The sequence below is a fragment of the uncultured Sphingobacterium sp. genome, assembly GCF_964277905.1.
In the GTDB taxonomy this organism is placed as follows: domain Bacteria; phylum Bacteroidota; class Bacteroidia; order Sphingobacteriales; family Sphingobacteriaceae; genus Sphingobacterium; species Sphingobacterium siyangense.
The window spans coordinates 19,080-44,649 of the sequence record NZ_CAXYKD010000031.1 but is presented as its reverse complement, the minus strand read 5'-3'; the positions used below and the strand labels follow the sequence as shown (position 1 = coordinate 44,649).

At 38.9% G+C, this 25,570-nt stretch carries 21 protein-coding genes and 1 tRNA gene; 8 read left to right on the top strand and 14 right to left on the bottom strand.

The window, feature by feature from the left end:
• Positions 1 to 45: 45 nt before the first annotated feature.
• Both ACHWSC_RS14680 and ACHWSC_RS14675 read right to left on the bottom strand, forming a co-directional pair.
• Positions 46 to 118: transfer RNA gene (locus ACHWSC_RS14680), tRNA-Gly, on the bottom strand.
• A 112-nt stretch (positions 119 to 230) separates the two neighbouring features.
• Entirely contained in the window at positions 231 to 719 is a 489-nt protein-coding gene (locus tag ACHWSC_RS14675; RefSeq protein ID WP_075994013.1) for a regulatory protein RecX, read from the bottom strand.
• Between the two features lie 77 nt (positions 720 to 796).
• On the opposite strand from ACHWSC_RS14675, the gene ACHWSC_RS14670 reads away from it, so the two are divergent.
• On the top strand, positions 797 to 3,238 hold the full coding sequence (locus ACHWSC_RS14670) for a bifunctional UDP-N-acetylmuramoyl-tripeptide:D-alanyl-D-alanine ligase/alanine racemase (protein ID WP_394677255.1): 2,442 nt from the start codon (positions 797 to 799) through the stop codon (positions 3,236 to 3,238).
• Positions 3,239 to 3,282: 44 nt separating this feature from the next.
• Entirely contained in the window at positions 3,283 to 3,882 is a 600-nt protein-coding gene (locus tag ACHWSC_RS14665; protein WP_088162794.1) for a DUF502 domain-containing protein, read from the top strand.
• 139 nt (positions 3,883 to 4,021) lie between these two features.
• Here the strand turns inward: ACHWSC_RS14665 and ACHWSC_RS14660 are convergent, their stop codons facing one another.
• Entirely contained in the window at positions 4,022 to 4,924 is a 903-nt protein-coding gene (locus tag ACHWSC_RS14660) for a pirin family protein (protein WP_394677254.1), read from the bottom strand.
• Positions 4,925 to 4,969: 45 nt separating this feature from the next.
• Here ACHWSC_RS14660 and ACHWSC_RS14655 point away from each other — a divergent pair, with 45 nt between their 5' ends.
• Positions 4,970 to 5,569, top strand: a complete 600-nt coding sequence (locus tag ACHWSC_RS14655; RefSeq protein WP_394677253.1) for a hypothetical protein — start codon at positions 4,970 to 4,972, stop codon at positions 5,567 to 5,569.
• Here ACHWSC_RS14655 and ACHWSC_RS14650 read toward each other — a convergent pair.
• Positions 5,566 to 6,348 (bottom strand): Cof-type HAD-IIB family hydrolase, encoded by a 783-nt coding sequence (locus tag ACHWSC_RS14650; RefSeq protein ID WP_394677252.1) that lies wholly within the window; start codon positions 6,346 to 6,348, stop codon positions 5,566 to 5,568. The genes ACHWSC_RS14655 and ACHWSC_RS14650 overlap by 4 nt on opposite strands.
• 648 nt (positions 6,349 to 6,996) lie before the next feature.
• Here ACHWSC_RS14650 and dnaE point away from each other — a divergent pair.
• Positions 6,997 to 11,415 carry a DNA polymerase III subunit alpha gene (gene dnaE, locus ACHWSC_RS14645; protein ID WP_394677251.1) on the top strand — a complete coding sequence of 1,473 codons (4,419 nt, stop codon included), beginning with the start codon at positions 6,997 to 6,999 and terminating at the stop codon, positions 11,413 to 11,415.
• Between the two features lie 124 nt (positions 11,416 to 11,539).
• The gene (gene trxA / locus ACHWSC_RS14640) at positions 11,540 to 11,860 is read left to right on the top strand and encodes a thioredoxin (protein ID WP_046671752.1); all 321 of its coding nucleotides are present in this window, start codon (positions 11,540 to 11,542) and stop codon (positions 11,858 to 11,860) included.
• Positions 11,861 to 12,405: 545 nt separating this feature from the next.
• On the opposite strand, the gene rplI is transcribed toward trxA, so the two are convergent.
• The 7 genes from rplI to ACHWSC_RS14605 form a co-directional block, all read right to left on the bottom strand.
• Complete coding sequence (gene rplI, locus ACHWSC_RS14635; RefSeq protein WP_046671751.1) at positions 12,406 to 12,849, bottom strand: 50S ribosomal protein L9; 444 nt, start codon at positions 12,847 to 12,849, stop codon at positions 12,406 to 12,408.
• 15 nt (positions 12,850 to 12,864) lie between these two features.
• Positions 12,865 to 13,128: a 30S ribosomal protein S18 gene (gene rpsR, locus ACHWSC_RS14630; protein WP_028071347.1), complete on the bottom strand. Its 264-nt coding sequence runs from the start codon at positions 13,126 to 13,128 to the stop codon at positions 12,865 to 12,867.
• Complete coding sequence (gene rpsF, locus ACHWSC_RS14625) at positions 13,128 to 13,496, bottom strand: 30S ribosomal protein S6 (protein WP_046671750.1); 369 nt, start codon at positions 13,494 to 13,496, stop codon at positions 13,128 to 13,130. The genes rpsR and rpsF overlap by 1 nt, the downstream gene beginning before the upstream one ends.
• A gap of 147 nt (positions 13,497 to 13,643) precedes the next feature.
• On the bottom strand, positions 13,644 to 14,522 hold the full coding sequence (dapA, locus tag ACHWSC_RS14620) for a 4-hydroxy-tetrahydrodipicolinate synthase (RefSeq protein WP_394677250.1): 879 nt from the start codon (positions 14,520 to 14,522) through the stop codon (positions 13,644 to 13,646).
• A gap of 36 nt (positions 14,523 to 14,558) precedes the next feature.
• Entirely contained in the window at positions 14,559 to 16,583 is a 2,025-nt protein-coding gene (gene ligA, locus ACHWSC_RS14615; RefSeq protein ID WP_394677249.1) for an NAD-dependent DNA ligase LigA, read from the bottom strand.
• Between the two features lie 119 nt (positions 16,584 to 16,702).
• A complete protein-coding gene (locus tag ACHWSC_RS14610) occupies positions 16,703 to 17,734 on the bottom strand; it encodes a glycosyltransferase family 2 protein (protein WP_394677248.1) in 1,032 nt (343 codons plus the stop codon).
• Positions 17,731 to 18,597: a lysophospholipid acyltransferase family protein gene (locus ACHWSC_RS14605; RefSeq protein ID WP_394677247.1), complete on the bottom strand. Its 867-nt coding sequence runs from the start codon at positions 18,595 to 18,597 to the stop codon at positions 17,731 to 17,733. The genes ACHWSC_RS14610 and ACHWSC_RS14605 overlap by 4 nt, the downstream gene beginning before the upstream one ends.
• An 87-nt stretch (positions 18,598 to 18,684) precedes the next feature.
• On the opposite strand from ACHWSC_RS14605, the gene ACHWSC_RS14600 reads away from it, so the two are divergent.
• Together ACHWSC_RS14600 and ACHWSC_RS14595 are read left to right on the top strand one after the other, a co-directional pair.
• The gene (locus ACHWSC_RS14600) at positions 18,685 to 19,296 is read left to right on the top strand and encodes a WbqC family protein (RefSeq protein ID WP_120333361.1); all 612 of its coding nucleotides are present in this window, start codon (positions 18,685 to 18,687) and stop codon (positions 19,294 to 19,296) included.
• Positions 19,297 to 19,360: 64 nt separating this feature from the next.
• Positions 19,361 to 20,047: a hypothetical protein gene (locus ACHWSC_RS14595; RefSeq protein ID WP_075994001.1), complete on the top strand. Its 687-nt coding sequence runs from the start codon at positions 19,361 to 19,363 to the stop codon at positions 20,045 to 20,047.
• A 5-nt stretch (positions 20,048 to 20,052) separates the two neighbouring features.
• Here the strand turns inward: ACHWSC_RS14595 and ACHWSC_RS14590 are convergent, their stop codons facing one another.
• Together ACHWSC_RS14590 and ACHWSC_RS14585 are read right to left on the bottom strand one after the other, a co-directional pair.
• Positions 20,053 to 21,054 carry a YihY/virulence factor BrkB family protein gene (locus ACHWSC_RS14590; RefSeq protein WP_394677246.1) on the bottom strand — a complete coding sequence of 334 codons (1,002 nt, stop codon included), beginning with the start codon at positions 21,052 to 21,054 and terminating at the stop codon, positions 20,053 to 20,055.
• A 35-nt stretch (positions 21,055 to 21,089) separates the two neighbouring features.
• The gene (locus ACHWSC_RS14585; protein ID WP_394677245.1) at positions 21,090 to 22,856 is read right to left on the bottom strand and encodes an AMP-dependent synthetase/ligase; all 1,767 of its coding nucleotides are present in this window, start codon (positions 22,854 to 22,856) and stop codon (positions 21,090 to 21,092) included.
• A 262-nt stretch (positions 22,857 to 23,118) separates the two neighbouring features.
• On the opposite strand from ACHWSC_RS14585, the gene ACHWSC_RS14580 reads away from it, so the two are divergent.
• Positions 23,119 to 23,619 (top strand): hypothetical protein, encoded by a 501-nt coding sequence (locus ACHWSC_RS14580; RefSeq protein WP_120333413.1) that lies wholly within the window; start codon positions 23,119 to 23,121, stop codon positions 23,617 to 23,619.
• Positions 23,620 to 23,671: 52 nt separating this feature from the next.
• Here ACHWSC_RS14580 and ACHWSC_RS14575 read toward each other — a convergent pair whose 3' ends face one another.
• Positions 23,672 to 25,417: a M61 family metallopeptidase gene (locus tag ACHWSC_RS14575; protein WP_394677244.1), complete on the bottom strand. Its 1,746-nt coding sequence runs from the start codon at positions 25,415 to 25,417 to the stop codon at positions 23,672 to 23,674.
• Positions 25,418 to 25,570 lie beyond the last annotated feature (153 nt).

Here is a 25,570-nt window from a genome sequence, read left to right as displayed (position 1 = left end):
ATTTTAAGTCCTGCGTGTCTACCAGTTCCACCACCTAGGCAGGTGAGCGAAAAACGAGATTCGAACTCGCGACCCCAACCTTGGCAAGGTTGTGCTCTACCAGCTGAGCTATTTTCGCATTGGAATTTTATTTCAATTTTTAAAAGAACCTTGCGTTCCTTTTTGGTGATGCAAATATAGAGCGAAAATTCAATATTGCAAAATATTTATTTACTTTCTTTCTGTGTTTTTTATAACTCCTTTGAATTCAGTGTAGAAAAAATTAAATCACTTTCAAATCCGCGGGATAGTGCAAACTGATAAACTTTGTTTTTAACTGCATAGTGGTTCTTACCACTAATTTCGCGGAGTTTTTTGTCAATGATATGATTTAAGATTTGTTCATATTCATCTAGATCGATTTGCTTAAATGCAATTTTTATCAATTGTTCGGATACCCTTTTTGCTTTGAGTGCCTGCTTGATTTTTACTTTACCCCAGCCTTTCATGCGGAGTTTTCCGTTACAGTAGGCAATAGCAAAGCGTTCTTCATTTAAAAAATTATCGCTGATCAAATTGGCCAATACATTTTCGACTTCTTCTTCGTTTAGTCCCCAGCTGTAGAGCTTATCGCGTACTTCTTGCTGTGCGCGTTCTTGATAGACGCAATAGCTTTCCGCTTTCAACTGCGCCTGATGCTGCGTTAATATCTTCTTGTTTCTTTTTTCTTCGTCAAACATATTGTCAAAATTTCAAAAATAATATGAAATAACTAAAAAAATGTTCAGTTTTGACACAATCAAAATATATCAGGAGAATGTACAAAATATCGGAAATCGCCCAGATTTTACATCCCAGTCGCACATTTATCACGGATCCCAGTTCTTTTGTCCAGCATTTATTTTATGACAGCCGTAAAATTGCCCAGGCGGACAACGGGATTTTTTTTGCACTTCAGAAGAACAGAGATGGTCATCGGTATATCCGGGAAGCCTACGAAAAAGGAGTTCGTAGTTTTGTGCTTCAGGTCGATGAGGGACAGGAAATGGAGCTTTTGGAAGCTAATATTCTTTGGGTAGCGGATAGTTTAGTTGCTATGCAGGAGCTGGCAACTTTTCATCGTCAGAAATTTGATTATCCTGTCATTGGAATTACTGGGAGCAATGGTAAAACGATTGTAAAAGAGTGGCTTTTCCAGCTTATGTCTCCTGAATATAAGATTTACCGAAGTCCTAAGAGCTATAATTCTCAACTTGGTGTGGCGTTGTCCTTGTGGGGGTTGTCCGATCAGTATAATCTTGCTCTAATCGAAGCGGGGATTTCAGAAAAGGGGGAAATGCTGCGCCTTGAGCAGATGATAAAACCAACTATAGGACTATTGACCAACATCGGTGTTGCCCACAAAGCTGGTTTCAAATCTAAGGAGGAAAAGATTTATGAAAAGCTCGAGCTTTTTAAAAATGTTGAAACCATGATTTTTCCAAATAGTTACCTCGAAAATATTCAATTGCCTTATAGGCCACGAAAATTTTCTTGGGGGCTTGATGAGGGCCTTTCTTTGGAAGTATACTCCATCAAACAGGTTAACGACCGATTTACTATGGTCACGTTCTATTATACCGGTCGCACCTTTGCTGTTGAAGTACCATTTGTGGATAAAGGAAATGTTGAGAACGCGATAAATTGTGTAGCGGTGATGCTACGTTTTGGTTATGAAAATGAAGTGATCGCATCGAGGATTAAAGAGTTGCAGCCAGTGGCGATGCGTCTTGAATTAAAAAAAGGAAAAAAGAATAGCTCAATTATCGATGACTCGTATAGTAATGATCTAGATGCGCTGCAGATAGCCCTGGAGTTTTTAAATCAGCAGGGACAGCATCCGTTCAAGATGTTGATATTGTCGGATATCCCTGGTGTCCATATCGAAGATGAAAAAAGTTTGTCCAAGCTGAAACGTTTGCTTCGTGAGTATCGTTTGGATAAATTGATATTGATAGGTGAAGTGTTGCCTAAAGTGGCTGCACAATTTGAAGTGCCTTCTATTTCATATAGCGATACAACTGCTTTCTTGGCCGATATTAGGTCGCTTTCTTTTGAAAATGCCACGGTATTATTGAAAGGAGGACGTGAGTTTCATTTTGAACGTATCAGTCAGCTTTTAGTTGCAAAATCACATGATACAGTGCTTGAAATCAATTTGAATGCACTCGAGAATAATTTGAACGTATATCGACAGCTGCTGCCGAAACAAGTGAAACTGATGACCATGGTCAAAGCTTTTTCTTATGGTAGTGGAAGCTTCGAGATCGCAAATCTTTTGCAATTCAATCGGGTGGATTATCTGACGGTTGCTTTTGCGGATGAGGGAGTTGATTTGCGTGGTGCGGGCATAAAATTACCTATTGTAGTGATGAGCCCTGATGAAAGTTCTTTTGAGTCCATTGTTCAGTATAACCTTGAACCGGAAATTTATAGCTTTAGAATATTGTTCTCCTTTTTGAATTTTTTGAAAACGAAACAAATAGCTTCTTTTCCGATTCATATTAAGATAGATACAGGTATGCATCGGTTGGGTTTTATGCCTGACGAGGTCGATCGTTTAATAGCCGTGTTACGTGCGGAAGCGATTTTAGAGGTTAAATCTGCATTTTCCCACTTAGCGTCTGCAGGTAATGAAAAGGATAAGGAATTTACACAGCGACAAATTGATCTGCTGGATGAGTTTACAAAGCGTCTCGAAAGTGGTATAGGATATTCTTTTCTACGTCATATTGCAGCGACATCGGGTATTGAACTGTGGCCGAATGCGTATTTTGATATGGTGAGGTTGGGGATAGGTCTCTATGGTATCGATATTGAGCGTCATGATTTACCCATTAGGGAGGCAAGTACCTTGAAAACGAATGTGACACAAATTAAATACCTCCCAGCAGGTGAAACCGTAGGTTATAATAGGCACGGCGTCCTGTATAGAGACAGTAAGATTGCGACAATTAAAATTGGTTATGCAGACGGTTACGATAGGCGTTTTGGTAACGGTGTCGGTAAAATGTTGATAAACGGTTTTTTAGTCCCTACTATAGGTGATATATGTATGGATATGTGTATGTTGGACGTAACGGATGTGGAAGTTGGAGAGGAAGATGAAGTTATCGTTTATCCTGATATAAAGTCAGCGGCGAAGGCTATAGGGACGATTCCCTATGAACTGCTGACGAGTATTTCCCAACGCGTAAAAAGAGTATATTTTTATGAATAATAAAGGATATTCTGCATTTTTGAATAATATTTGATTTTCAATTCATGTTTAGCAAATTAATCAGAGGATTTATTAATTATTTGATACGAGGTGTCCTGGTAGTGGTTCCTCTAGCTGGTGCTATTTTTTTAATAGTTTGGATTGTTGCATCAGTTGATTCGGCATTGAATCTAACTGAACATTTTTTGGAGGATGATAGGGGGCACCCCTTGTATATTCCAGGAATAGGTATTCTGACCGTTATTTTGGTATTGGTTCTGGCGGGGCTTATTTTTACAAATTTTGTGACAGACCCAATTAAAGTGTGGATTAATCATCAGATCCAGCGGATTCCACTTTTAAATACATTATATTCTTCGATTAAAGATTTTACGGAGGCCTTTGTTGGTGATGCAAAGAAATTTAATGAACCTGTCCTGGTGACGGTGAATGAGTTTGGTCTGAAAAAGATAGGTTTCTTAACGCAGCATGATTTAAAAAGCATTGGGCTTGAAGAAGAAGTTATGGTGTATTTTCCATATTCCTACTCTTTTGCAGGGCAGGTTGTCATTATTAGTGCAGATAAGGTGAAAAAATTAGATATGTCTCCAACAGATGCCATGAAACTCGTTGTTTCCGGTGGTGTGAGCGGGATAGCCCATTAGTCGGCTTTCATATCGGTTAAGTAAAAATGCTGGAAGTCGTTGTCTGATTTCCAGCATTTTTATTTTTCCCTATTGTGTCTTTCAACGTGTGCGACTTTTTCAATTTATACGTCCACGTTGTTATCGGTTCAGGATATTGCTATTGATTTTTTTTCTGCCCTAAAGTGGGATTTACAGGTGGGATTGGAATATAGCCGTCATCTCCAGGTACTTTTGGAAATTCATGGTTTTCCCATTTTTCGCGCGCTATTTTTAAAGTTTCAATGTCTGAAGCGACGAAGTTCCAGTCGATATATCGTTGTTCCGGAAAAGGTTCGCCACCAAAAATGTAAACTGAAGTACCCGCCTTCATTTCGAATTCACATAGTTTTGCATCCTTGGCAACTAAAATCTGTTTTGGACCGAATTCCTGGCCTTCCGCATGAACAGTTCCATGAAGGATATATAATCCACTTTCGCCATATAGGTGATCGCCCAGTTTAATGGTCGCATCTTGTTCTGCTTTGATTTCAATAAGATATAATGGACTATATACGGGAACCTCGGAACGATGGTTTTTAATTTCACCTGCAATTAAACGATAAGATACACCGTCTTCGGTCCAATGTGGAAGTTGCGGTTCTTCTATGTGAACAAAATTAGGGTCCATTTTTTCAAGTTCTTTTGGTAGGGCCACCCAAATCTGCAGCCCATGTAGGTCGTGCGGGGTAGATCTCAGCTGTTCGGGAGTTCTTTCGGAGTGTGTGACGCCCTTACCAGCCGTCATCCAATTTACTGCTCCTGGTTTGATCTCCACGGCATTTCCTAAGCTGTCACGGTGCATAATGCTACCTTCGAATAGATAAGTCAATGTGGATAACCCGATATGCGGATGTGGAGCAATATCCATAAAGTGCGGTTCGGCAATGTTATCAGGTCCCATGTGGTCGATAAAGATAAAAGGGCCGACCATACGTTTCTGCCTGAAAGGAAGAAGTCGCCCAACTAAGAAATTGCCTATGTCAGCGGCTCTTTCTTCAATAACTATTGCAATATTTGACATAATGTTTCCTTATTTTTGTGTTTCTAATCTACAGCAATTTAAGAAATGTCGAGTATAATCAATCGTTTTTTGGGTAAAAAGAGTGTAAGAAATGAAGAGCTTTTAGCACTGGCGGATAGGTTGTCTTTTAGGAACAGTCAGCTGGACAGTTTTTTGATAGGGCATTTTATACAACGTGACAAAACGGATCCAGTGGACTATTTTGCTTTTCAAGAGCAGTTGCTTAAGCTTCATGTTGACCGATTTGAGGCTATACAGGTAGAGCTTAACTTGTTGAACCAATATTTGCAGTTGGCTGAGCGTTTTCTTCCAGCAGGTTTTTCAGTCAAATGGGAAAATAAGCTACAGTTTCAGGATGAAATTATGTTGCCGCCGCTTATTCTTTTTCCTGTGGTACAGCATGCTGTTGAAAATGGTTATAATACGATGTCTTCTCATCCAGTTCGGATCCGATTATCGGGCTCATCCAAACTGATTATGCTGGAAGTTAGCTATCGCGTGAACCATTATCTGGAAAGTCAGTTTAGTAGCACATTGATACGTGATTTTCGACAGCGATTGGACTATCTTTTTCCGGAGAAACATAATTTGCTGATGAATAGCAACAGCAATACTTCTCGAATAACTTTAACTATCCAACTTTAGATGATATTGAAGTGTTTTAATGCATTCCAGATACCATTTTCATCAACGCTGTCTGTTATATAATCTGCAATTTCCTTTACCTCGGGATTTGCATTACCCATAGCAATTCCAATATGGGTGTGCGCTAGCATGGTAATATCATTTCCGCCGTCGCCAAATGACATGGTTTCTTCCAAGATGAAATTGAAATGATCTAAAAAAACATCTATTCCAATTTTTTTGCTTTGCCCCATCGGATTGACATCAGCAAAAACGGGCGTCCATCTCGAAGCAACCGAATTTGGCATCACATTTTCCATGAATTCAGCTTCTTCTTCAGGATTGATGAAAACATTGACCTGCATAACTGAGTCAAGATCAAAATCCTTTTCGTAATCCCGAACTGGTGGGGTGGGGACATTGACCTGCTGGTACATTTGGAATACCTCCGGTGTAACCTGGTTCAAGGAAATTTCCTTTTCAGACATGAATGAAAAAGTCAGGTCTTCACGCTTTTTAGCATAATCCAATAAGGAGCGAATGTCTTTTTGAGGAATGTTATTTTTATAAATGACTTCCTGTTCCTTCGTGACGCAATACCCGCCATTGAAGGTGATATATCCATCAAAATCGAGGTAACGAATATGCCCCAGCTGATTGTAGGACCTTCCTGTTGAAACAAATACCTTGATGTTTTTTTCTTTTAATAATTGAAATGCTTGTTGAGTAGATTCGGGAACTTGATGTGTTTTGAAACTTAGCAAAGTTCCATCGATGTCAAAAAAGATAGCTTTAATCATGGATTTTTGGGTCAAAATCAAATATACTAAATACTTGGGATAGTGTAACTATTACAATATTAAATCTGCGGTGTTTTATCTCCCATAGGCTTATCTCATTTTTAATTGTATTGAGGATAAGTATGCCCAAATGGAAGACAGTAGGTCTGTAGATGCTAAGTTGCGGTTTTAGATGAAAATTTTACCACACTGGGGGGAGAGCAATAAATATCAATCGCATGATTAAAAGGAAAAAAAATCGGAAATGCAAGGGGATTAATAGGGAGATTATAGGTATTCATCCGAATGAGGTCCGAATGAGGTCCCTATAAAGTCCCTATGAAATACGTGTTAAGAAAGCTATTAATTTGAAATTGATATACTGTTGGATCTTTTGATATACATGATAAAAAAGAGCTCGAGGGCTTGATAATTTGGCCTGATATTGACTTTTTCGATGCGCATAAAAAGAGGAAGATCACGGAGTTTATGATGCTGTTTCTTGTTAAAGCGAAACAACTGCAAGGTATCGTGTAACGCCAGATTTTCTTTAGTGGATTTTCGCAAAAATCTGACACAATCTTCTCTAATAATTTCGTAAATTTCAAGTTCAAAAAAATGTAAATTATCTTGTATTTAATGTATTGTATTAAAGAGGGTTAGAATTTTATGTATATTATTTTCGATACGGAAACGACGGGTTTGCCTAAGCGTTGGGACGCACCAATTACCGATACGGACAATTGGCCTCGCTGTATTCAATTGGCTTGGCAGATTCATGATGAGATGGGAAATTTGGTCGAACATCACGATTTCTTGATTAAGCCAGATGGATTTGATATACCCTATGACTCTGAAAAAATACACGGCATATCGACTGCATTGGCAGAAGAACAGGGATTGCCGCTTCAGGAGGTCCTAGAGAAATTCAATGTGGCATTGAATAAAGCCAAGTTTGTTGTTGGACAAAATATTGGTTTTGATTTGAATATCATGGGCTGTGAATTTTACCGTTATGGTGTTGCGTCCAATATGGCTAATATGCCTGTATTGGATACCTGTACGGAAGTAACAGCTGAACTCCTGAAAATTCCAGGCGGTCGCGGTGGACGTTTTAAATTACCCAATTTGACCGAGCTGCATTCCTATTTATTTGGGGTGCCGTTTGCTGAGGCACATAATGCAACAGCCGACGTTGAGGCGACAACACGTTGTTTTCTAGAGCTTGTCAGAAGAGAGGTATTCACTCCTGAAGAACTTCAGGTAGACACAGGTTACTTCGTCGATTTTAAAACCAAAAATCCAGGCCCTGTACCTACTACAGGACTTCGACATATCAATTTAAAAGCGGCCTCTGATGAAATTAGAAAACGGTCTCAGCCAGATGAAGTCAAGGTTGTCGTTGATGCGGACGCGTTAGCAGCTTTAAAGCGTGCAAAATTCGCCCATTTACATAACCACTCTCAGTTTTCGATCCTGCAGTCGACGATGTCGTACGATAAGTTAGTTTCGGCAGCGGTCAAAGATAATATGCCTGCTGTTGCATTAACGGACCACGGAAATATGATGGGGGCTTTTGAGTTCGTTTCTCGCGTTATAGGCCATAATAAAGAAGTTGAAGCGCAAAATGCGGAGGCAGTTGAGAATGGGGAGGAACCTACTGGTCAGCTTTTAAAGCCAATTGTTGGTTGTGAATTTTTTGTTTGTGAAAACCACAAAGATAAGTCCAGGAAGGATAATGGTTATCAGATTGTGTTATTGGCGAAAAATAAACGCGGGTACCATAATCTGGCTAAACTGGCTTCTTTTGCTTATACCTCAGGTTTCTATTATGTGCCGCGGATTGATAAAGATCTTATTCTTCAATACAAGGAAGATGTTATTGCGCTGTCGGGTAACTTACAGGGGGAAGTCCCGAATAAAATACTGAATATTGGTGAGAGCCAGGCGGAAGAAGCTTTGCTGTGGTGGAAAGAACAATTTGGGGATGATTTTTACCTGGAATTGATGCGTCATGGTCAGGAAGATGAGGATCGTGTGAACCAAACGTTGCTGAAGTTTTCCCGTAAATATGAGGTTAAAGTTGTTGCGACCAATAATACATATTACGAGAAGAAAGGCGATGCGCATGCACATGATATTTTGCTGTGTGTGAAAGATGGTGAGAAGCTCTCAACGCCTAAAGGTAGGGGACGAGGGTTTCGTTTTGGTTTGCCGAATCAGGAGTATTATTTCAAGTCTTCAGACGAAATGAAGGCTTTGTTTAATGATCTGCCTGAAGCGATTCTAAATATTCAGGAGATTGTCGATAAGGTAGAGATATTTAAGTTAAACCGCGATGTCCTTTTGCCTAAATTTGATATACCCGAAGAATTTCAGGTGGAAGCCGATCTTGAAGATGGTGGAAAACGTGGTGAAAATAAATATCTGGCCCATCTCTGTTATGTGGGGGCAGGGAAGCGTTATGAGGAAATAACCGACGATATTCGGGAGCGTCTAGACTTTGAGTTGGCTACCATCGAGAAAACGGGGTATCCGGGTTACTTTTTGATTGTTCAAGATTTTATTGCGGCAGCCCGAGATATGGGAGTTTCCGTGGGGCCAGGACGGGGATCTGCAGCTGGTTCAGCGGTGGCCTATTGTTTGGGAATTACCAATATCGATCCGATTAAATATGACTTGCTTTTCGAGCGTTTCTTGAATCCCGACCGTGTATCCATGCCCGATATTGATATCGATTTTGATGATGAGGGGCGTGGACGTGTCATGCAATATGTAATCAATAAATATGGTGCTAGTCAGGTTGCCCAGATTATTACCTATGGTACAATGGCAGCGAAGTCATCCATCAAAGATACAGCGCGTGTATTGGACTTACCTTTGGGTGATGCCAATGAGATTGCCAAGCTGATTCCGAATCTTAAATTATCCAAGATTTTTACTTTAGATGATGCCGGCTTAAAGGAAAAGCTGAGAACTGAGGAAATTGAAGCTGTTAATAGATTGAAATCTATTGCTGATGGTGCTGGATTGGAGGCTGAAACGATCAGACAGGCTCGGGTTTTGGAGGGTTCCGTCCGAAATACAGGTATCCATGCTTGTGGTGTTATTATTACGCCAGACGATATTACTAATTTCGTTCCTGTTTCTTTGGCAAAAGACTCGGATCTTTATGTGACGCAGTTCGATAACCACGTTGTTGAAAGTGCCGGTTTGCTGAAAATGGACTTTTTGGGTTTAAAGACACTGACACTGATTAAAGATACAGTCGAAAATGTCAAATTAAGCCATGGTATCGTGCTGGATCCGGATCAATTTCCTATCGACGATGAGCTTACTTATGAGCTCTTTCAACGTGGAGAGACCATCGGGGTGTTTCAGTATGAATCTCCTGGAATGCAGAAGTACATGCGAGACCTTAAGCCGACGGTATTTGCCGATTTGATTGCGATGAATGCACTTTATCGTCCGGGTCCAATTGAGTATATTCCAAGTTTTATTAAGCGTAAGCATGGTATAGATCCTATTGTTTACGATTTGGATGCCTGTGAGGAATATTTGAAAGAAACGTATGGAATTACGGTATACCAGGAGCAGGTAATGCTTTTGTCTCAAAAGTTAGCTGGATTTTCGAAAGGTGATGCCGACGTTTTGCGTAAGGCCATGGGTAAGAAGCAAAAGGCGGTACTGGATAAAATGAAGCCTAAGTTTGTTTCGCAGGCAGAGGAGAAAGGACATAATGCAAAAGTTTTGGAGAAGATCTGGACCGACTGGGAGGCTTTTGCAAGTTATGCATTTAATAAATCCCATTCTACCTGTTATGCTTGGGTTGCTTATCAAACAGCCTATTTGAAAGCGCATTTTCCAGCGGAATATATGGCTGCAGTACTTTCTAACAATATGAATGACATCAAGCAGGTGACATTCTTTATGGAGGAATGTAAGCGTATGGGATTAGAGGTACTTGGTCCCGATGTGAATGAATCCTATTATAAGTTTACAGTAAATGAATCTGGAGCTATTCGTTTTGGGATAGGTGCAGTTAAAGGTGTCGGGGCAGGAGCAGTAGATGCTATCGTGCAAACTCGACAATCAGGATTGTATAAGTCTGTTTTCGATATGGCCAAACGGATTGATCTTCGTGCGGTCAACAAGAAAGCTTTCGAGAGTCTGGCTTATGCTGGTGGTTTTGATAGTTTCGATAATACGCATCGTGCACAGTATTTTCATTCGGATGAAAGTTCTACAGGGATGGAAAAGGCGATACGATTCGGCCAGCGTTTTAAAGAAAATGAAAGTTCGGCCCAGGCGAGCTTGTTTGGTGTAGGTGGTGCTGCAGAATTGCCGGAACCTGTTTTGGCACCCTGCCCGCAATGGGGATTGATTGAAAAGCTTAAATATGAAAAAGATGTTATCGGTATTTATTTGACCAGTCACCCCTTAGATACATACCGCTTTGAGATAGAACATTTTTGTCAGAATTCGGTTTCAGATTTGGCATTGATCAATAAAGTTAAGGCGGCAGAGGTCGATGAAGAGACTTTGCTTGAGTTTAATCGAATCAAGAATAAAGAATTGGTGATCGGTGGTATTATCGCATCGGCAAACCATCGATTAACGAAGACTGGTAAGCCTTTTGCGTCGTTTATCATAGAAGATTATAGTGATTCTTATGATATGGCAGTTTTTGGCGAAGAGTACGTCAAGTTAAAGGGGTATTTGCAAGAAGGCTATTTTGTGCAATTGCGGGGTTTGGTGCAGGAGCGTTTCAGGCAGGTTGGAAATTGGGGCTTTGAGCTGCGTAGTGTACAGTTACTTTCGGATCTTCGTGAGAAGATGGCGAAGAGTTTTACGATCAATATTCCTTTACCTAAGTTGAATGAAGCATTTCTTGACGGAATCAAAGATATACTGGCGCAAAATGAGATTGAGGGGGTTGTGCCAAATTGTCAATTAAAGTTTAAAATTTGGGATCCCCAAGATGAAATATCTGTCGAAATGCCAGCTAAAAGTCTGAAAATAAACCTAACAAATGAATTTTTGGACTGTATAGATAAGTTTGAAGGGATAAATTACCGATTGAATTAGTTTGGATTGGAATTTGTGTAATTAAGATTACAAATACATTGGTAGTTGTTGCTATCTTTGTTTATTGATTTTAGCAATTAAATAGTATTAAAGATATAACTTCGGTTTATAAAATTAAAAGATTATGGCATTAGAAATTACAGATAGCAACTTTGAAGAAGTTGTCTTAAAAGCAGACAAACCAGTATTAATTGATTTTTGGGCAGAATGGTGTGGTCCTTGCCGTATGGTAGGTCCTGTGGTTGAAGAACTGGCTAAGGATTATGAAGGTAAAGCTGTTGTAGGAAAAGTAAATGTGGATGAAAATCCAGAGATTTCTGTTCGTTATGGCATTCGTAATATTCCAGCTCTATTGTTCTTTAAAAATGGAGAAATTGTTGATAAACAAATTGGAGCTGTTCCAAAATCAGTATTGAACGAGAAATTAGAAAAACAATTAGCATAACTTAGCTAAATAACAAAAAAAGCCTGAAATATTCTATTTCAGGCTTTTTTTTGTTTTAAAACTTTCGTTTTTTTTGATTTTATTTCGATTTTTTAATGTTTTATATCTGTATTTTATTTTTTTTAGTGTGTTTTTGTGTGTTTATTTTGTTTTTTAATAGTGTAATGTGTATTATTTTTATTGTTTTTGTGTTTTAATATGATTTTATTGTTAGTTTTCGTGTGTTTATGTTTATTTTTTGATAAAAAATCAATTTTATTTGCAAAAATCAATATTTTTTACTTCTTTTGAGTATTGAAATTGGTTTTCGAAAAGAATTTGTTTCGATCTTTCGGTTTTGATATTATTTTTTTTGACTCGATGATTTAGGAGTTGTTTTTTTGAAAAAAAATAGAAATTGACAAAGATTTTCCCTTTCAAATACCCTAGATTATGCCTCGCGTTGCTCTCCGTAACGCGAGTTTTTTTTGGCTAAAGTATGGGTAAAAACAAAAGCGGCTATCCGAAAGGATAGCCGCTTTTTATTATTGACTAAATAAACTGAATTATTCAGCAATTACTTCGAAAGGAACTTGAACTTTCACTTCTTTGTGTAAGTTTAAGTTTGCGATGTATTCACCTAATTCTTTAGGTTCTACTTCGAAAGTGATACGACGACGATCTACATCAAAACCTTTTGCTTTCAACGCATCAGCAATTTGAATGCTGTTTACTTTACCAAAGATTTTACCAGATTCACCTGCTTTAGCACCGATTGAAAGTTTGATAGCTTCCAATTTACCAGCTAATTCAGTAGCGTCTTTTTTGATTTTTTCTTGTTTGAACTGAGCTTGTTTGATGTTCTCAGCTAAAACTTTCTTTGCAGATTCAGTCGCTTGGATAGCAAATCCTTGCGGGATTAAGTAGTTACGACCGAAACCTGGCTTTACATTAACGATATCGTTTTGCTCACCTAAGCCTTTGATATCTTGTTTTAAAATTACTTCCATTTTCTATCGTCCTCCTTATTTAATTGCATCAGCTAAGTAAGGTAATAAGCCGATGTGACGAGCACGTTTAACAGCTTGAGCTACTTTACGTTGAAATTTCAAAGATGTACCAGTTAAACGACGAGGTAAGATTTTACCTTGATCATTTACAAATTTCATCAAGAAGTTAGCATCTTTATAATCGATATATTTGATACCATTCTTTTTGAAACGACAGTATTTTTTACGGTTGTCCTCTACTTTAGGAGCAGTTACGTATTGGATATTTTCGTTAGCCATTAGTTTGCGCCCTCCTCAGTTTTAGTTTCAGCTTTTTTGTTGAATGCACCGCTACGTTTTTTCTCGTTGTATGCTTTAGCATGTTTGTCTAAGCTTACAGTCAAGAAACGCATAATGCGCTCATCACGTTTGTATTCAACCTCTAATTTATTGATTAATTCACCTGGAGCCTTGAATTCAGTTAAGTGATAAAATCCAGTAGTTTTTTTCTGGATTGGATACGCTAATTTTTTCAAACCCCAATTGTCTTCAGCGACAATCTCGGCTCCGCCTTCTGTTAAGATGTTTTTGAATTTTGCGATTACTTCTTTCGCAGCATCATCAGAAAGCAACGGGGTAAGAACGATTACAGATTCGTACTGTTGCATTGTGTTAATTAATTTTGTTATTTAAAATTCCACTTTTGTGGAAGTGCAAAGGTAGTTATTATATTGTTATGTTGCAAAGCTTTGAAATAAAAAAGTTTAGATCCTTTGGAGGGATCTAAACTTTTCTCAACCGAACTAGGCTATATTTTAGTTCAATTTCTTTAATTCTTCTTTGATAGCTGTCTGTATTTTCTCGCTAACAGGGACTAAAGGAAGTCGTAATTGATCTTTTCCGATCCCCAATTCCTGTAAAATATATTTTACACCAGCAGGGTTTCCCTCAATAAAACACAGATCTGTAATGTCAAGGAGTTCATTATGGATCGATCTAGCTTCCGCATAATTGCCTTCAGCGCATAACTTAGCTAATGTGGCGACCTTTTTCGGTAATGCGTTTCCAATCACTGAAATGATACCAGCAGCTCCAAGAGACATCATCGGCAAGGTAACCGGATCATCTCCGGAGATCAATAGAAATCCTGTAGGTTTATCCCGTAGAATTTCGCTGAATTGCGCAAAATTTCCAGAAGCTTCTTTGATGGCTACGATATTGGAAAAATCATTGGCCAGTCGTAATGTTGTCTGTGCTGTTATATTGCTGCCCGTACGCCCAGGCACATTGTATAAAATAACCGGAAGTGGAGAGGCGTTTGAAACAGCCTTGTAATGCTGGTAAATGCCTTCTTGTGTTGGTTTGTTATAATAAGGAGATACGGATAAAATTGCACAGAAGCCTGTTGGATCAAAGTTCTTAATTTGTTCCACAATTTCGGCAGTATTATTACCACCAATTCCAGCAACCAAAGGAAGTCTACCGTTCACGCGCTTGACAGTAAAATCCCAGATACGCTTTCGTTCATCATTGGTTAAAGTGGCAACTTCTCCAGTTGTACCTAAAGAAACCAAATAATCCATACCTTCGTTGATTTGCAAGTCAATTAGCTGACCTAATGCTTCGAAATCAACAGATTCATCTGAGTTAAAAGGAGTGACTAATGCTACTCCTGCGCCGTGAAGCTCGTTCATCTTGTTTTTGTATTTATATAAATTTAATTAAAAAACTTACTTGGGATTAATGAGCTCAAATAGTTCTTTATCATTAATCATCGGGATGCCCAATTTTTCTGCCTTCGCCAGTTTGGACGGTCCCATTTTATCTCCCGCTACGAGGTAGCTTAATTTGGCAGAAATGGAAGATAACATCTTTCCGCCATTGCTTTCAATTACTGCTGCTAGCTCTTCACGTGAATGGTCTGCAAATACACCGGAAATCAGGAAGGTTTTCCCTTCAAGTGAATTGCTCGCAAGGATGATCTCCTTTTCCTCAATTTCGAAATTTAAGCCATAATTTCTCAGTGCAACAATCTGTTGTTGATGAATTGGATTGTCTAAGTATTCTTTGACACTCTCCGCAATACGGCGTCCAATGTCTTGTACTCCTTCGATTTCCTCTGTCGAGGCTTGCGCGAGTGCATCAATATTTTTGAAATGCTGGGCTAATTTTTTTGCAATCGTCTCGCCGACATGACGTATTCCAAGCGAAAATAAGACTTTTTCAAAAGGTTTTTCTTTGGATTTTTCGATGCCGTTGAGCATGTTATCGATTGATTTTTGACCGAAACGTTCCAGTTGTTGCAGGTCATCTTGATGGTCTTTTAGGCCATAGATGTCAACGATATTGCGTAACAAACCTTTCTTGAAGAAAGTATCCACGGTTTCGTCTCCCATTCCTTCGATGTCCATCATTTTTCGTCCGATAAAATGCTGCATTTTGCCAACAATTTGTGGCGGGCATCCAGTTTCATTAGGGCAGTAGTGTACGGCTTCCCCTTCTTGTCGTATAAGTGCTGTGTCGCATTCCGGACAAGATGTGGGGTAGACAAAACTTGTTGATTCTGCTAATCTTTTCTCGAGGTTTACCCCAATTATTTTAGGTATAATTTCGCCCCCTTTTTCTACAAAGACAGTGTCATCTTCGTGCAGGTCGAGACGTGCGATTTCATTTGCATTGTGTAAGGAAGCGCGTTTTACCGTTGTGCCTGCCAGTTGTACAGGTTGAAGATTGGCAACAGGTGTAACAGCGCCGGTACGTCCAACTTGATAACTAATCGAGTTCAATGTGGTTTCTACACGCTCTGCTTTGAATTTATAGGATATTGCCCAACGTGGATTTTTGGCAGTAAAGCCAAGTTCCTCCTGCTGTGCATAATCATTTACTTTAATAACGATTCCATCAATTTCATAGCCTAGGTTATGACGTTCGACATCCCAGTAGTCAATAAATGCAAAAACATCGGTTAACGTGCTGCATTTTCTGCTATGCTCGCTGACGTGAAATCCCCAGTCTTTGACATGGTTTAAGCTATTCCAATGGTCGTGAAATAGATTTGTTCTGTTGTCGCAGTACAAAAAGTAAAGGAAACAGTCCAATGGGCGTTTTGCAACTTCAGCAGAATCTTGGAGTTTGATGGTTCCAGAAGCGAAATTTCTTGGGTTGGCATAGGTTTGCTCCTCATTATCGGCTCGTTCCTTATTTAGGCGGAGAAAAGCTGATTTGTGCATGAATATTTCACCTCGTATTTCGAATTGATCTGGATAATCTCCTTCTTTGAGTTTGATCGGGATAGAACGAATGGTTTTAACATTGTTTGTGACAACATCGCCTTGTGTACCATCACCGCGCGTAACGGCTTTACTTAGTAAGCCATTTTCATAAGTCAAGCTGATGGATAAACCGTCAAATTTTAATTCACAAACATATTCGAACTGATCGCCGATGATTTTGCGGATTCGCTGGTCGAAGTCAAGTAATTCCTCCTGATTGTATGTGTTGCCCAATGAAAGCATTGGCCAGCGGTGCTTTTCCGTTTGAAATCGGGAGGTAATGTCTCCACCAACACGCTGTGTAGGGGAGTTGGGGTCGGCAAAGTTGGGATATTGAGCTTCCAGCGCTTCGAGTTCCTTTAATTTAAGGTCGAAGTCGTAGTCCGAAATAACACTGTTCGCCAATACATAGTATTGATAGTTATAATGGTTGAGCTCTGCCGTTAAGTCTTTTATCTTTTTTTCAATATCCATCACCAACATTTTGCAAAATTACAAATAAAAAGTACGTTTAAATAAAATAAATAAAGAATCTTGTCGTAATGACTGCTTTATTTTGAAAATGCGTTTTTCTGCATTTTATGTCACAGGGAAATAATACGCTATTTGAAATCCTCTGAATTTAGCTGAGAAAATTTATGTTTGTTATTTGTGTAAAAATCAATGATAATCGATTTTGTGTACTGCCCTTTGGTATTTTCTTTCACCTTGTATTTTTTTCGTTTTTTAGCATTTTTGAAAATATTCAAGAAGAAATACTGATGTGCACGACTGATTGCCCAGGCATCCTTGGGTTTCCTGTCGATCAGAAACTTAGCAAGGGCTGCAAAGTCAAACCAAAGCCTAATGAAAATAATCCATATTGCTTTGCCTAGCGGCAGGTTTTTTTGCAGCATGACCATGTTATTCCTAAAATTGAGGTAAGTCTTTTTGGGATTACTTGCATTGAGGGTTCCCCCACCAACATGATAAACAATAGATTTCGGACAATAGCCTATGCCATAGCCCATTTTCTTTAATCGCCAACATAGATCGATTTCCTCCATATGAGCAAAGAAATCTTCGTCAAGGCCATCTGCCTCCTTCCAGGCGTCAGAGCGAATAAAAAGTGCAGCTCCAGATGCCCAGAAAATCTCGGATTCATTATCGTACTGTCCCGCATCATCTTCTACTTCATGTAGTATTCTACCTTTACAGAAAGGAAAGCCAAAGTAATCCAAATAACCTCCGGCCGCTCCAGCATGTTCGAACTTCTGCTTGTCATGAAATGAGCGTATTTTGGGCTGTGCTGCTGCCAGGGAAGGGTTTCTTTCCAAGTATTCAATCACTGGCTCAATCCAGTTTTGGCTCACTTCAATATCCGAATTGAGGAGTACATAGTAATCAGCATCTACACGCTGCAGTATTTTGTTATAACCTCCTGCGAAGCCATAGTTTTTGTCATTTTCAAGGATAGTAATCGTCGGATAGTATTGTTTCACAAATGAAATTGAATCATCATCGGAGGCATTGTCTCCAATGACAAATTCGACATTCGGATACGAACTGTTATATACGGATGGTAAAAATTTTTCCAGGAAAAATCGGCCATTCCAATTGAGGATAACGACAGCTACTTTTGGTAATTCACTCATTTTCTACGTTTTCTTTTCCAGCGATTATGTGACCATAACCAATATTCTGGGTTTTTACGAATAAGCTGTTCAGCAAATTGATTGTGTATATCGGTAATTTCATGCTCTCCAAAACCACTTGGATCTTCGATTAAAGTAACGAATTTACAGAAATATTGCCCTCTTTTGGGCTTTCTTCCGATATAGCAATAGACCACAGGTGCTTTACTTATTCTAGACAGTCTTTCAGCTCCTGTATAGACCAATGTTTCCTGATTTAGCCAATTAATAAAATAATCGGAATCCGAATACAGCGGTGTTTGATCGGCAACGAGTATACTGATATTGGGCTGGCCTTTCAACTTTACGATATGACGGAGTATTTGTTTCATTGGTACCATTTCGGCGCCAAACCTTCCTCGCATATCATTGTACACTGTATCAATATCTTTGTTATTGAGTGGCTTGTATACAATTAGCGTAGGAAAGTCTGTAATTAAGCTCAAACGGTGAATACCCAGCTCCCAATTGGCGTAATGTGAGGTTACCCCGATCACGTTTTTGCCCGCTTCGAGGTGTTTCGTCAATTCTTCTACATCTTCCAAAGTCATCTTTTTCTTGACTTCCTCAGCAGTAATCGTTTTCAATTTGATCGATTCGACAAGGAGATCCGGGAAAAAACGATAGAACTTTTTGGCAATCACCAGACGTTCTTTATCCGTTTTTTCTGGAAAAGCATTCTTTAAGTTCTGAAATACAATATTCTTCCTATATCCAATAATATAGTAGAGTATGTAATAAAGCCCATCGGAGATCAAATATAGAAACCAATAGGGGAGAAGAGAGATGATATAGATTAATGCGTTTAACGCTTTTTGTTTCATGCTATAGCTAAAATTCCCAGTGTTCTTTACAAATATCCTTAATTTAAGTTATTTTTGCGTCACTTATAACAAAAATCATCAGTTTTTATGGAATCGCAGTTATTACTTCCGGCATGTTATCTTCCACCAATATCCTATTTTCATACGATACAAGAGCATAATCTTCCTTTGATCATCGAAAAATATGAGCATTTTCAAAAGCAGAGTTATCGTACGCGGGCCCGTATTGCTTCAGCAAATGGTGTGCAGGATTTGATCGTACCCATTCAACATGGCAATAAAGAACGTGTTCCTATGAAAGATATTCGGATAAGTTATGAGTTTGACTGGCAGCGTTTACACTGGCTGAGTATCCAGACAGCTTACCGTAGCTCTGCATATTTTGAATATTATGAAGATGATTTTATACGGTTCTATGAGGAAAAGTTTGCGTATTTGGTAGACTTTAATGTTGCTCAATTAGAACTCATTCTAAAATCGATCAAACTTAAACGAACAGTAGGGTTTACAGAAGAATATGTTGCTGCGCCTTCGGAAATGATCGATTTCCGTAACCTGATCCATCCTAAAAAAGAAAGTGTATTGCGTGATCCAAAAGAATATTATCAGGTTTTTTCTGATAAAAATGGATTTTATCCCGATTTAAGCATTATCGATTTACTATTCAATCAAGGACCACAATCAAAAAGTTACCTGTAGCCTGACGGTTTTTCTGAACAAAATGCGTTTAATATTGTTGTTATTCAATATTGAACGCATTTAAATGAAACATTTCTTTTTTACTTTTCTTCTTTTTTCTTTGTGTTGGACTTTCGCGCGGGCTCAGGGCGGTGTTGATACGATACATTATCGAAAAGTTTACTATTGGGGAACAACGGGAATGGGCTTTCCGATCGGAAAAACCAAAGATATACTTTCGCCAAAGTTTTCTGGTAGTATTGGTTTGGATATCTCCCTGAAAAATCCAATGTTTTTCGTATCCCCCACACTTTATACACTTTCATTCAAGTATAAGCAGCGATTGGTCGATCCGAATTTTGAGTATCGTATCGAAGATGCAAATACCAATTTCTATACCCTTTCATTTTCGGGGGGCATTAGGAAGCAGATGCGATTATTGAATATCTATGGTTTTGTAGGCCCTGGTGTAGGATTGACGAGTGAGCCAAGGGCAAATGTGCTCGCAGACCAAAAGCTTATTAAGATGGAAAATAAAAATCACCTGAATTTCTCCAGCAAAATAGGTGCAGGGGCAGATTATAAATTTAACGGTTTCTTTTTAGGTCTTGAGCTTGGTTATCTCCATAATTTTAGGAAGATACAGGATACTCCTGTGAATATTTTTACCGTTATGGTGGGATTAAAATCCGATATTACGCAAATTGGGGATAAAGTCATCAATGTCATTGGCATCGATGGTTCCATTAGCGGTAAAAAAGAAAAAAAATAGACGGCTTATTTTAAGACCTGAATAGTTTCTCCAACATGTGCTTCGGCATCGCTACCCGTTTTTTTAACTTTTTCCGTTTGTTCAACCGCTACTGCAAATGTGGACGGAATAATGCCTGCACCAAATTTGATCGCATAAAATTTGGTGAATTCTGCGCCAAAATACAATATTGCAGCCGAATAGTAGATCCATAATAACATAACAATTATTGATCCCGCAGCTCCGTAAAAGCTGGCTGTGGAGGAAAGATTCAGATAGATTGAAATGCCGTACCGGCCTAACATAAAAAGTAAGCCTGTAAAGATAGCTCCACCAAGCATGTCTCTGAATTTTACTTTAGCATCCGGAAGGAAGGAAAAGATAAAGCCAAATAAAATGACAATGACCGAAAATGTGATGCCCGTATTGACCCATGAAATGAGTGCAATCGGAATAAAAGGAAAATAAGTCATGACTAAATTGGTCACAGCAACGATAACTCCGTTGATCATGAGTGAGGCAATTAGCAAAAAACCAAGGGCAATCACGATGGAAAAAGAAATCAGCCTGTTGATGATTAATTTTAGCCATCCCTTTTTTGGTTTCGGTTTTACTTTCCAGATATTGTTTATTGAATCCTGTATATCAACGAATAAGGTTGTGGACGACAGAATCAATGTAACGATACCTATCGTGATCCCCATATTAGATTTATTCTCGAAAGTTATCTTCTGAAGATAGGACTGGATCTGTGTGGTCACATCCTGACCAAAAAGAACCATGACTTCCTCCAGCACCTGATCTTGCGCTGAAGATCCACTTTGAAGATGTTCTCCATAGAAAAATCCAATACACCAGATAACAATCATAAGAAGTGGGCCGATGGAGAAGACGGTATAATAAGCCAATGAAGCACTCTTCTTCATACATTTGTCATCATTGAATCCATTAAAGGCATCAATTAAGACATGCCAAATGTTTTTCCAGTAGGCGAGTGTAAATAAATCTCGTAGTGTAACGTGCTTCATAATAAGATGATCAGCTCCAATAATCGTGCAAATTGTTACTCTTGGTTTTGTTCCTGATACAATTTGTCGATTGCTCCTTCGTTCTCTTTTAAAATAATTTTTCGTTTTAGACTCAATTTTGGCGTCAATTGACCGTCGTTGATTGTCCATTCCTTTGGAAGAAGAATAAATTTCTTGACAATTTCCCAATGTCCAAAGTTAGTAGATAATCGGTTAATTTCTTCTTGATATTTTTGGATTACTTCCGGATTTTTGATGATTTCTTCGTTTGAACCACTGGTAATACCTTTTTGGTTTGCCCATTTGGACAGCACATCAAATGCAGGAACGATCAAGGCTCCGGGAAATTTTCTATTTTCTCCAAAAACCATGACTTGTCCGATTAATGTAGACTCCATGAGTTTGTTTTCAATGGATTGGGGCGCGATATATTTACCACCTGCAGTCTTAAACATTTCCTTTTTTCGATCGGTTATTTTTAGGAAACCATCGGATGTAATTTCTCCAATATCGCCTGTCTTGAAAAATCCATTATCGTCAAAAGCTTCTTTTGTGGCTTCTTCATTTTTATAATAGCCTGTCGTGATACTAGGGCCCTTGACAAGAATCTCACCATCTGAAGCAATTTTAACTTCTAAGTTTTTCAGGGGTTTGCCTACAGTCCCAAATTTCAACCCATTGGGTAAGTAGGAGTTTACAGCAATAACCGGAGATGTTTCAGTCAGGCCATACCCTTCAAGTACTTTAAGTCCAGCGGCCCAGAATACACGCGCTAAACGCTCTTGAAGAGCTGCTCCACCGGATACAATGATCTTAATATTTCCGCCAAGAGCTTCTTGCCATTTCGAAAATATCAGTTTTCTAGCGATCGCAAGTTTTAGATTGTAAAGCGATCCATTGTGCTCCGGTTCTTGAAATTTCAAGCCAAGATCAACAGCCCAGAAGAAAATTTTCTTTTTTAATCCAGTTAAGGCTTTCCCTTTTTCAATAATCTTATCGTATACTTTCTCCAGGACACGGGGTACGGTGGTGAATACATCCGGTTTGACATCGTTGATATCGGCAACAACATTGTCTAAGGTCTCGGAAAAATAGATCTGGATTCCTTTCGAATAGTACATATATACCACCATGCGTTCAAAAATATGGCATAGCGGAAGAAAGCTAAGTGCCGTTTTGAAATCCGATCGGATGAGATGATTGCATGCCAAGACGTTGCTGTATACGTTTTTGTGGGACAGGTATACGCCTTTAGGTCGTCCTGTAGTACCTGAAGTGTAGATCAGTGTCAATAGATCATCTTCTGTAACAGCCTCTCGAAGTGGAGCGAGGTCGGTTGTGTCATCTTTTGCTGTTTCGATGAATGTTTTTAGCTGCGTATAATTTTCAATGGCATCAAATGTATACAGTTGTGGGTGTATACCGTGCTCCTTGATGGCTTGTTCAATACGGTCGGTCAATTCTCTGTTGCTGACAAATAGTACGTTGACATCCGAGTCATTTACAATAAACGAAAGATCCTGTGCGGATAAAGTGGGATAGAGGGGGACAGTTGCAAGACCGATTTGATTGCAGGCAAAATCAACTAAATTCCACTCGGGTCTGTTGCCGGACATGATCCCTACCCGATCACCTTTTTTGAGACCTAGTTTCAGTAACGCCCTGCTTAAGGTGTCAATTGCGTCGGTGTATTCTTTGGTAGAATACGTCTTCCACTGGCCATTTCCATCTCGCCCTGCCACCATGATGTCCTTTGCGTATTTTTCTTTATATAAGGTTATAAAGTCAAAAATTCTGCCCATATCACTTGAGTTTATTTGGTTACTACTACATGCTGTATGACCTAAATATACAGAAATAAAGTTGGATAATTTGGGATTATTGTCATAACAAATTAAACATTGTTTCGTTATAGCTGTAATGGATATTTACCCTATTGAAAAGGTCCTTCGTAGGGGAAGTTCTGGTAAATAGTTTTTTATGTGCACTGCAATTATATTGCATATAAAAAGCAATTTATCTATGTTTGGAAAAATGTAAAGCAAAAAAAAGCGTACGATTTTTATGAAAAAAATATTTTTGGCTGTCGGTGGAATGCTGATGTTTGGAGCATTATCCAATAGAGCTATGGCTCAGTTGGACAATAGGGGTGCTATTGGTGGACGATTCGGGTCTGCTCAGGGAATTACATATCGTCACACGCTTAACTCGGACCATGCATTGGAAGGTATTATGAGTATTCAGAGCAATTCTGATTTTCGCCGTTTCCGCGTTGTGGGCTTATATGAAATCTATAAACCATTGACTGCTGGGTTTAATTGGTATTATGGTTTTGGTGGCAGTATCGGTTCTTATAAGGAGAAAGACAAAATTATAGATGGTCAGCGTCATTCGTTTGATTCACAGCTTAATCTAAGTATTGACGGTATCGTAGGTATTGAATATAATATTCCGCAGGCACCGTTTCAAATCTCATTGGATGTAAAACCTTATTTCGATTTTCTAAACGAATCCAGTATCAAATTATTTGATCCGATCGGTTTTTCGGTAAGATATAAATTTTAAAAAAGAATAGCGGGATTTCCCGCTATTCTTTTTTAATGATAATATTTCCGTGTTAAGCCATCCAGATTTTACCTAGCAATTCCTGTAGAAAGGTTTGTTCTTTGAGCGGACGGATTTCGTATACCTTTTTATTGCTCTTTCTGATTTGAACCGGGATTTCTCGTACTAAACCATCTCTTGCCACCAGGAAGTTTAATGTTTCCCCTTCTTTGGCATGTTGAACAATGAAATCAATTTCCTTGTCCTTAACATCGAGCCTGTTATTATTAATTGCAATCAGTTCGTCTTTTACACTTAATCCGGCATCATACGCACCAGAATCTTTTTCCACTGTCGCTACCGAAATTAACCCATCCACTTTATTGGTTGTAATGCCTAGTGTCAACGTGTTGTTATTAACATTGGTATCAACAATTTCATAACCGACTAGATTAAAATAATCGTTGTATTCCAGTTCTCCGTCCTGATGGGCAGCATTGAAAATATCGTCCAGCGAAGTGCCTGCGATACGTTCAGCAAGGCTTCTCAATTCGTTTTCTTCAAATCCACGATCAAGTTTTAGGTAGAACTCCTCATAAGCCTCGCGGATAACATCATCCAATTTTAGCCTACCTTCTGTAGCGGCAATAATTTTAATATCCAACAATGCTGTCAGCATTGCACCTTTGTTGTAATAGGAAATTCCTGAATTCATCGAGTTTTCATCAGGCCGATAATATTTAATCCAGGTATCGAAACTTGAGGCGGCAGCAGACTGTATCGTATGCCCAGGACGGTTTAATACAATGTTGAAATCGTTGGCTAGTAAAGCGAGATACTCTTTTTCATCATAGAATCCACAGCGTTTAATAATTAAATTATCATAGTACGAAGTGAATCCTTCCATGATCCAGAGGCCTGTGGTATAGTTTTCGGCATCGTAATTAAACGGTCCTAATGCTTTTGGACGTAAGCGTTTCACATTCCATAGGTGAAAATACTCATGTGCAACGAGACTCAGATAGTTTTTGTAGCTTGTCTCATTTAGATAGGCATTTCTCGAGGCTCCCAATACTGTTGAATTGAGATGTTCTAGACCTCCACCTCCAGATTGGTAGTTGTGGGTAATAATGACATATCGCTCATTGGGGTTCGAACCCCAGATGCGGGTTTCCTCTTCGACGATACGTGTGATATCTTTCGTCAGGCGTTCTTTATCATAGCTTCCACCTCCGACCATAGCGCATTCATGTTCGACACCGGCAGCTTGGAATTTCCAGACATCCTGATTACCAGCTTCGATGGGCGTATCGTATAATACGTCAAAATTTGGCGCATAAAACTTACGTTCTTCAATTTGTTCGAGTCCAGTTGATATACTTGCCCACGAATCTTTTAGTACTATGCTGACCGTCGAAGGATTGTCTATACGGCCATCGATATGAAAGAAAGTTGCCGTAGGCACAATGAAAGCATGGTCACTATCGAAAAAGTTGGTGCGCACAGAAACTTCAAAACCGTATACCGCGTAGATGACTTCGATCTGATCCAAAGATTCTGTGGGTATTCGCCAGGTGTTCTTTGAAATTTTCTGGTAGGCAATTGTATTTCCTGTTTTGTCAAATGATCGAAATCGTTCTACGTTTTTAGCATATTCACGAATTAAATAAGATCCAGGAGACCATACGGGCATTTTTAGATCGACATAAGGCTGGTTGAGCTTTGCGATGCTCATTTTTACTTCGATATAATGAGCTTGTGCTTCTGAAAATGATACCTCAAAATGTATTTCGGGTATATTGAAATGGTCACTGTCCATGAAAGATGATTTTAGTATGAGCTTACAAAATTAAAAGTATCGTACGCTTAACCAAACAAAAAAATAGATTGTTGGTTCTACAATTATGAATCAGCGTGCTCCGTCATTGTTCTTTTGGCGAAAAAAGAACAATGACGGAGCACGCTAATGGTA